This is a genomic window from Lysobacter enzymogenes (assembly GCF_017168095.1).
Classification (GTDB): Bacteria; Pseudomonadota; Gammaproteobacteria; order Xanthomonadales; family Xanthomonadaceae; genus Lysobacter; species Lysobacter enzymogenes_D.
Genome location: NZ_LXSD01000031.1, coordinates 35330 through 43759, shown reverse-complemented (window position 1 = coordinate 43759; position 8430 = coordinate 35330). Strand labels below are relative to the sequence as shown.

General features: G+C 70.3%; 8 protein-coding genes and 1 riboswitch. Of the genes, 4 read left to right on the top strand and 4 right to left on the bottom strand.

The features are described from left to right. The 3 genes from A7A76_RS00980 to thiC form a co-directional block, all read right to left on the bottom strand. Positions 1–426: winged helix-turn-helix domain-containing protein (locus A7A76_RS00980; protein WP_241200651.1), on the bottom strand; the 426-nt coding region annotated here is incomplete at its 3' end. Between the two features lie 358 nt (positions 427–784). After that, positions 785–1465 (bottom strand): two pore domain potassium channel family protein, encoded by a 681-nt coding sequence (locus A7A76_RS00975; protein ID WP_206409435.1) that lies wholly within the window; start codon positions 1463–1465, stop codon positions 785–787. Between the two features lie 166 nt (positions 1466–1631). Further along, positions 1632–3509 (bottom strand): phosphomethylpyrimidine synthase ThiC, encoded by a 1878-nt coding sequence (gene thiC, locus A7A76_RS00970; protein ID WP_206409434.1) that lies wholly within the window; start codon positions 3507–3509, stop codon positions 1632–1634. Between the two features lie 93 nt (positions 3510–3602). Then, positions 3603–3711: riboswitch (TPP riboswitch) on the bottom strand. Between the two features lie 110 nt (positions 3712–3821). Between thiC and A7A76_RS00965 the strand changes: the two genes are divergently transcribed. The 3 genes from A7A76_RS00965 to A7A76_RS00955 all read left to right on the top strand — a co-directional run bounded on the left by A7A76_RS00965 (position 3822) and on the right by A7A76_RS00955 (position 6044). Further along, complete coding sequence (locus A7A76_RS00965) at positions 3822–4463, top strand: hypothetical protein (RefSeq protein WP_206409433.1); 642 nt, start codon at positions 3822–3824, stop codon at positions 4461–4463. Positions 4464–4599: 136 nt separating this feature from the next. Then, on the top strand, positions 4600–5163 hold the full coding sequence (locus tag A7A76_RS00960) for a YbhB/YbcL family Raf kinase inhibitor-like protein (RefSeq protein ID WP_241200650.1): 564 nt from the start codon (positions 4600–4602) through the stop codon (positions 5161–5163). A gap of 26 nt (positions 5164–5189) precedes the next feature. Further along, complete coding sequence (locus tag A7A76_RS00955; protein WP_206409432.1) at positions 5190–6044, top strand: helix-turn-helix transcriptional regulator; 855 nt, start codon at positions 5190–5192, stop codon at positions 6042–6044. A 25-nt stretch (positions 6045–6069) separates the two neighbouring features. Here the strand turns inward: A7A76_RS00955 and A7A76_RS00950 are convergent, their stop codons facing one another. Next, positions 6070–7203, bottom strand: a complete 1134-nt coding sequence (locus tag A7A76_RS00950) for a M23 family metallopeptidase (RefSeq protein ID WP_206409431.1) — start codon at positions 7201–7203, stop codon at positions 6070–6072. A gap of 520 nt (positions 7204–7723) precedes the next feature. Between A7A76_RS00950 and A7A76_RS00945 the strand changes: the two genes are divergently transcribed. After that, the gene (locus A7A76_RS00945) at positions 7724–8233 is read left to right on the top strand and encodes a YbhB/YbcL family Raf kinase inhibitor-like protein (RefSeq protein WP_206409430.1); all 510 of its coding nucleotides are present in this window, start codon (positions 7724–7726) and stop codon (positions 8231–8233) included. Positions 8234–8430 lie beyond the last annotated feature (197 nt).

Below are 8430 nucleotides of genomic sequence, written 5' to 3'. Positions count from 1 at the left end.
GGGCTCGGCCTGGCCGGCGTCGCCCTCGGCCGCGCCGGCCGGCGCCGCGTCCGCGGCCGCTTCGGGCACCAGCCAGCGCACCTTGGCCAGCAGCCGATAGCCGTTCTTGGCGATGGTCTCGATGTAGCGCGGGTTGCCGCGGTCCTCGTCGAAGGCCTTGCGCAGCTGGGTGATCGCCTGGGTCACCACATCGTCGGTCGGCAGGGTGTCGGGCCAGACCTCTGCCAGCAGCGCGTCGCGGCTGACCACGCGGTCGGCGTGATCGACGAGCACGAGCAGCACGCCCATCGCCTTGGGCGTGATCCGGCGCGGCCGACGCGCCCCCGGCGCGCGGATTTCGCGCAGGGGGATGTCGACCAGGCAATCGCCTACCCGCAGATGCTCGGCGGGCAAGGGCGGCGTCGATGGCTCGTGGGTTCGCGGCATGGATCCTGCTGATGGTGCGCACTTGCCCGCGATCGGTCATGTGCCTGAACGCCTAGGCACAAGACGGACCAACCGACATATCCGGCATGGCGCGGTGGCGCGATCGGAAAGGCGCGCCGGCATTGCTTGTTCTAGCCGCCTATTCTAGCGCCGGCGAACGCCGTCACGACCGGTCCGCAACGTCGCAGGGCGGTTTTCGCCGCGATCGGGCCGGAACGTATCGTTCCAAAACGCCTTCCACGCCGCGTACTTATCTGTAACGCATCGGGTGCGCAACGATGGCCTCGCTGCGGCACCCGCGCCAGCTTAACGCGGAGTCATTTCAACTTCGTTCAGCGCCGCGCGCCCGGCGCGGGCCTCAGGCGCGCGGATAGCGCAGCATGGTCAGCCCGATCAGGCGCGACACCACCGCGGCGACATAGCCCACGCCGGCGAATTGCTCGAGCATGGTCAGCACCCGCGCCGCCGGCGACATCGGCAGGATGTCGCCCAGCCCGACCGCCGACAGGTTGGTGAAACTCAGGAACAGCAGCTCCAGCCAGGTGCGCGGCTCGCCCGGCCGCTGCGCGCCGACGAAGCTGTCCGGATACCAGGCCTGGCAGACCACGAAGGCATAGGCGAAACCCCAGGCCAACAGCGTGAACGTCGCCCCGGCGGCGAACAGCTCGTCGGCGGTGACCTTGTGGTCGCTCATCATGTAGCCGATCAACGCGCTGGCCGCGTAGAAGTACAGCGCTGCCTCCAGCGCCGAAGACAGAATCAGCAGGCCGGGGCTGGCGAACAGCACCGACAGCACCGACAGCGCGAACGCCGGAATCGCGATGATCCAGGCGATCCACTTGATCGCCGGGCTGCGGTTGACCACCCACACCGCCAGCGCCAGCACCAGCACCCCGAACGCGCCGAACACCACGCGCCCGCCGCCGGCGGGTTCGAACAAGGGATAGACCAGCAGGCTCAGCAACTGCGCCGCCAGCAGGAACGCCGACGGGTGGCGGCGGGCGATGGCGCGCCATTTGAGGGAGGCGTAGCTGGCCATTGGGCTAGGAGTTAGCGGATAGGAGTTAGGAGATAGTAAGAGCCAAAACGCCGCCACAGGCCAGCCGCCCACCTTTGTCTATCTCCTATCTCCTACCTCCTACCTCCTACCTCCTATCTCCTATCTCCTATCTCCTATCTCCTAACCGCCACCTCCCGCCGCGCCGTCAGGCGCGGTGGTAGACCTCCGCCCCCTGCGCGCGGAACTCCGCCGACTTCTCGGCCATGCCCTCGCTCACCGCCGCGCTCTCGTCCAGGCCGTGTTCCTTGGCGTAGTCGCGCACGTCCTGGGTGATCTTCATCGAGCAGAAGTGCGGGCCGCACATCGAGCAGAAGTGGGCGACCTTGTGCGCCTGCTTGGGCAGGGTCTCGTCGTGGTACTCGCGCGCCCGCTCCGGGTCCAGGCCGAGGTTGAACTGGTCTTCCCAGCGGAATTCGAAGCGCGCCTTGCTCATCGCGTTGTCGCGCGCCTGCGCGCCCGGGTGGCCCTTGGCCAGGTCGGCGGCGTGGGCGGCGATCTTGTACGCCATCAGGCCTTCGCGCACGTCGTGCTTATTGGGCAGGCCCAAATGTTCCTTCGGCGTCACGTAGCACAGCATCGCGGTGCCGTACCAACCGATCATCGCCGCGCCGATCGCCGAGGTGATGTGGTCGTAGCCCGGCGCGATGTCGGTGGTCAGCGGCCCGAGCGTGTAGAACGGCGCCTCGCCGCACACCTCCAGCTGCTTGTCCATGTTTTCCTTGATGAGCTGCATCGGCACGTGGCCGGGGCCCTCGATCATGGTCTGCACGTCGTGCTTCCACGCGATCTGGGTCAGCTCGCCCAGGGTTTCCAGCTCGCCGAACTGGGCCGCGTCGTTGGCGTCGGCGATCGAGCCCGGGCGCAGGCCGTCGCCGAGCGAGAAGGCCACGTCGTAGGCCTTCATGATTTCGCAGATTTCCTCGAAGTGGGTGTAGAGGAAATTCTCCTTGTGGTGCGCCAGGCACCACTTGGCCAGGATCGAGCCGCCGCGCGAGACGATGCCGGTGACGCGCCTGGCGGTCAGCGGCACGTAACGCAGCAGGACGCCGGCGTGGATGGTGAAGTAGTCCACGCCCTGCTCGGCCTGTTCGATCAGGGTGTCGCGGAAGATCTCCCAGTTGAGCTCTTCGGCGCGGCCGTCGACCTTCTCCAGCGCCTGGTAGATCGGCACCGTGCCGATCGGCACCGGCGAATTGCGGATGATCCACTCGCGGGTCTCGTGGATGTGCTTGCCGGTGGACAGGTCCATCACCGTATCCGCGCCCCAGCGGATCGACCACACCAGCTTCTCGACTTCCTCGGCGATGCCCGAGGACACCGCCGAATTGCCGATATTCGCGTTGACCTTGGTCAGGAAGTTGCGGCCGATGATCATCGGCTCGCTTTCCGGATGGTTGATGTTGTTGGGGATGATCGCGCGGCCGCGCGCGACTTCCTCGCGCACGAACTCGGGGGTGATGATCTTCTGGATGTTGGCGCCGAAGCTCTGGCCCGGATGCTGGTTCAGCAGGTGCGCTTCGCGGATCGATTCCAGCCGCTGGTTCTCGCGGATGGCGATGTATTCCATCTCCGGGGTGACGATGCCGCGGCGGGCGTAGTGCATCTGGGTGACGTTGGCGCCGGCGACGGCGCGCCGCGGCAGCGGCCGGTTGCCGAAGCGCACGTGGGCGAGCTTGGGATCGTGCTCGCGCTGGCGGCCGAATTCCGACGACAGGCCCTTGAGCAGTTCGGTGTCGCCGCGCTCGGCGATCCAGTTCGCGCGCAGCGGCGCCAGGCCGGCGGCCAGGTCGATGTTCGCGTCGGCGTCGGTGTAGGCGCCGGAGGTGTCGTACACCGCCAGCGGCGCGTTGTCCTCGCCGCCGAAGATGGTCGGCGTGCGGTCGAGCGCGATCTCGCGCATCGGCACGTGCAGGTCCGGGCGCGAGCCCTGCACATGGATCTTGCGCGAGCCGGGGATCGGGCGGGTGACGTCGGCCGACAACTTCTCGGCTTGCTGGATCAGCTCGGAGGGAACCGCGTTCATGGGAATTCGTCCGCTTTGGAGGGGAAGACCGCACCATCGGGTGCGGCGTCGCGAGCCGGAGGGCTCGCACAAAGCGGGCGCGCGGACGCAGCGATCGCGTCCTGCGAAGCTTCCCTACGGCGGTCTCAACCGCATCAGGTTCGAAGGGACTGTCTCAACCGGACGGCCCTGTCGGCCCGCCGCGGTACCCCCGCTTCAAGCGTGCATTAGACCCGGAAACCGGCCCGGGCGCCAATGCCGCCGCGGCGACGGCGGTCGCAGCCCGGCGCCGGCTGTCTTGCCCGCGTCGCGCGCGACCGCTAGCGTGCGCGCATGAACCCCATCCGCCCGCGCCTTCGCCCGCTCGCCGTGCTGCCCCTCGCCGCCGCCCTGCTGCTCGGCGGCTGCGTGCTCGGCCACACCGTGCAGCCCACGCCCGCGGCCGAACGCGCCGCCGTCGACGCGCGCGCCGCCGCGCTGTTCGAACGCCTGCGGCCGCTGTGCGGGCAGGCCTTCGCCGGGCGCATCGTCGCCGACACCCCGCGCAGCGCCGACGACCCGTTCATCGGCAAGACCCTGGTCATGCATGTGCGCGGCTGCGAGGCCGACACGATCCGCATCCCGTTCCAGGTCGGCGAAGACCGCTCGCGCACCTGGGTGTTCGACCGCCGCGCCGGCGAACTGCGCTTCAAGCACGACCACCGCCACCGCGACGGCAGCGAGGACGAGCTGACGATGTACGGCGGCGACCTCAAGCCGCGCGGCGAAGGCGACCGCTACGAATTCCCGGCCGACCCGCAAAGCCGCGCGCTGTTCCGGCGCCTGGGCCGCGAGGTCTCGGTGCCGAACGTGTGGGCGGTGGAGATCGACGGACAGCGCTTCGTCTACGAACTCGCCCGCCCCGGCCGCCTGTTCCGAATCGAATTCGACCTGACCCGACCGGTGCCCGCGCCGCCGCCGCCGTGGGGCGGCTGAGCGCGCCGCGCGCGCCGTAGACGCCTGCGCGGCGCCGCGTCGGGCGCGAGCGTTCGCGCACCGAAGCCGAGCGTTCGCGCACCGCCGGCCGCGTCCGCCGGCGCGAGACTGCGGCCAGTCCCCACGGAACGCCGCCATGTCTTCGCTCCGCCGCCTGATCGTGTTGATCCTCGTCCTCGCCGCGCTGAGCCTGCCGCTCGCGATGGCCACATCGCAGGCGCATGCCGGCGACTTCCGCCTGCGCAGCGCCGACCTGCCGCACGACCGCCCGATCGCCGCCCGCCACGTCTATGCGGGCTTCGGCTGCGATGGCGGCAACCTCTCGCCGGCGCTGGAATGGACCGACCCGCCGGCCGGCACGCGCAGCTTCGCCGTCACCGTCTACGACCCGGATGCGCCGAGCGGCAGCGGCTGGTGGCACTGGGTCGTGCTCGACCTGCCCGCCGACGTGCGCGCCCTGCCGCGCGGCGGCGCGCCGCTGCCGGCCGGCGCGGTGCAGACCCGCACCGATTTCGGCGCGCCCGGCTACGGCGGCCCGTGCCCGCCGCCGGGCCGGCCGCACCGTTACCGTTTCGAAGTCTGGGCGCTCAAGACCGCGTCGCTGGGACTGGGCGCCGACGCCAGCGGCGCGATGGCCGGCTTCGCGATCCGCGCCAACGCCCTCGGCCATGCCACGCTGGAAGCGAGCTACGGACGGTGAGCGCGAGTCTGTGGCAGCATCGCGCCATGCTCGACCGGACCGACCGCGCCGCCGCCATCGACGCGCCACTGCGCCTGACCTGCAAGCGCGTGGCTGCGAGCGAATTGTCGGCGCGCAAACCCCATGCGTTGCGCGACGTGAGCGTGCCGCAACTGCTGCTGGTCGGCGTCACCGACGGACATAAGCGCGTGCTGTGGCGCGGACGCGAATACCGCGGTGGCCAGGACGACCTGATCGTGCTGCGGCCGGGCGAACGCTACGGCATCGACAACCGTCCCGGCGCGCGCGGCTATCGCGCCGATCTGCTCCAGCTCCCGTCCGCGCTGGTGGCCGACTTCCGCCACCGGCACAAGGCCGTCTACGAATCGGCGCTGAAACATGCACTGCATGGCGCAGCGCACGGCGCACCGAGCCTGCGCCGCGACCGGCACACCGGCCAGGCCTGGCGGCAACTGCTCGATGCGGCGTGCGAACCGGCGCCGGCGCCGCTGTTGGAACAGCACGCGCATACGCTGCTGCTGTGCCTGACCCTGGCCGGCGCCGCCGCCTGCCTGCAAGCCGACCGCGAAGCGCCGCTCAACGTACGGGTGCGCCAGCTGCTGCGCGAAGACCCCGGCCGCGACTGGAGCCTGGACGAGATCGCCAGGCGCCTGGGCCTGGGCGCATCGACCCTGCGCCGCCAGTTGTCCGCGCACGGCGCGGGGTTCCGCGAGATGCTCGAAGACGAGCGGCTCGGACTCGCGCTCGCGCAGTTGCAGGGCACGCGCGAAAGCATCGTCCGCATCGCCGCGGCGGCCGGCTACGCCTCGGCCTCGCGTTTCGCGATCCGCTTCCGCCGCCGTTACGGGCTGTCGCCGAGCGAACTGCGCGCGGCCCTGTGAGCGGGCCGCGCGCCGCCCGCGAGCCTCAGTTCGGGCCCGGATTGACGTAATAGCCGTAGCAATAGTTCTGGCCGTTCTTGGTCAGATAGAACCGGCTGCAATTGGTGTCGTAGCTGCTGCCGGTGGCGGTGATGCGGTAGCCCGACAGGTAGGTGCCGTTGAGGTGGTAGAAGCTGCCGTTCTGCTTCAGCGACCAATGCTCGTGCGGGCCGGTCGAGCTGCCGCCGTTGCACAGCGCCTGGGCCTGGGTGTTGGCCGGATTGGCGATGGCGGTGTTCATCGACACGTTGGCGCCGGTGTTGTACTGGATGTTCATCAGGTGGTAGTAGGTCGTCGACCAGCCGCCGGTGTGGACGATCTCGGCGAAGCACGAGGAGTGGCGCTTGAACGAGCCCGCCGCCGACGCCGACACCCAGTTGCCGCTCTGGTTGCTGCCCCAGCCGCCGCCGCGCGACATGTCCAGCGACGACATCGGGTAGTTGCCCGAGCCGGTGTTGGTGTGCGCGCCGCCGACATGCCAGCTGGCGCCGCGCGGGAACGGGAACTGCAACAGGCCGTTGGGCGACAGCGGCTGCACGTCCGGGCCGGCCTTGCTGAAGCGGTCCGACGGCGCCTTGGCCTGGCGCGGTTCGTTGAACAGGCGGCCGTAGACCAGCTGGAATTCGCCGTCGCCGCGCAGCGCCGCCGCCGGTTCGCTGTCGCCGGAACGCTCGAACAGCGCCTGCAGCGGATTGGCGCGGGCCAGCGTCACCGGGCCCTTGGCGCCGTCGGGATCGCGCTCGTACAGCGACTCGCGCAGCGCCAGCGCGACCTCGCGGGTCTGCGCGCCGAAGCCGTCGGCGCGCGCCAGCTTGCCGAACGGACGGCTGCTCGCGCGCTTGGCGCTGAGCGCGCCGCTCTGCTGCTCCATCAGCGCGATCAGCACCTTCGGGCTGATCCCGCTGTAGCCGGCCCAGTGCGAGATCTCTTCCGAGTGCTTGCGCAGATGCGGCGCGTGCTTGGCCAGGTACGCATCGATGTCGAAGTCGAACATCTCGTCGTAGGAATACACCAGGTCTTCGCCGCTGAGGCCGCGGCCCTGCGCGCTGGCGTTGCCGCCGATCGTCGCCAGCGCGCACAGCAGCGCCAGCCCCAGTCCCGCCTTGGAAATCTTCTTCATGGTCTGCTCCCGAGAAAGACGTTTGAAGAGTGGATGTGTGGACGGCGCCGCGGCCGCGAAGCCGGAACCGCAGCGGCGAGCGGTGCGTGCGCATGGATGCGCACGACCGTTCGTCATCGGCGGAGCCCCGCGATCGCTGTCCGTAGAGCGCGGGCGGCCGGACTCTGACCGCGGGCGCGGACGCTGTCGTGCGACGCAGTTCAAATCGAGGCCGTACATGCGCTTGCGCACGGCCATTCCTCAATGCGGTTCACACCGCGCGCGCGATCGCGTCGCAAAGCCGCGCCGTTGCGGCGCGGCGAGCATGAACGCAAATGGGAGCAGCGCACACAATGCGCGCGCCGCGGCGCGGGTTTGTTGCGCTGCCGCGCGCGCCTGCGCCGCGCGCCGCATGCGCGAGGCATGCAGGATCCGCATCTGCGACACTGGCGCCCCGCACGCCAAGGAGAGCCGCATGCATCGACCCGATCCAGTCCCACCGACCCGCCGCTCGCGCGGCCGCCGTGCAACCGCAGCGCTCGTGGCCATCGCCGCGCTGACGCTGAGCGCGTTCGCCCACGCCGACGAATTCGTCCTGCAAAGCGCCGACCTGCGCGAAGGCGAGCAAGTGCCGGCGCTGCACCTGTTCCCGGCCTGCGCCGGCGGCAACGTCTCGCCGGCGCTGGAATGGAAGAACCCGCCCGAAGGCACGCGCAGCTTCGCGGTCACCGTGTTCGACCCCGACGCGCCGACCGGCAACGGCTGGTGGCACTGGGCCCTGGTCAACCTGCCACCCGACACCGCCGCCCTGGCGCGCGGCGCGAAACCGCCGGGGGCGATGGCGCTGCGCAACGACTTCGGCGTGGCCGGCTACAGCGGCCCGTGCCCGCCGCCGGGCAAGACCCACCGCTACGAGTTCACGGTATGGGCGCTCAAGAGCGACAAGCTCAAGCTCGACGCCAAGGCGCAGGCGATGCTGGGCGGCGCGATGGCCCGCGCCGACGCGCTCGGCCAAGCGACCATCACGGTGAAGTACAGCCGGCCCAAGTGAGTTTCCGGCCCAGCTGAGTTTGAGTTCGGCCTCGCGCGCACCTGCGCGCGCGCCGAACCGCTGCGCAAACGGCCGCGCCCGGACGCGGCCGAAAGTAACCGCAGAAACCATCGCCGGGCCCCGCGTCGCCGTCGCCGGCGCGACCGCAAACCCGCGCCGGCATTGGCTTCGCGCCGCGCGCACATTTTTGCGCCGAC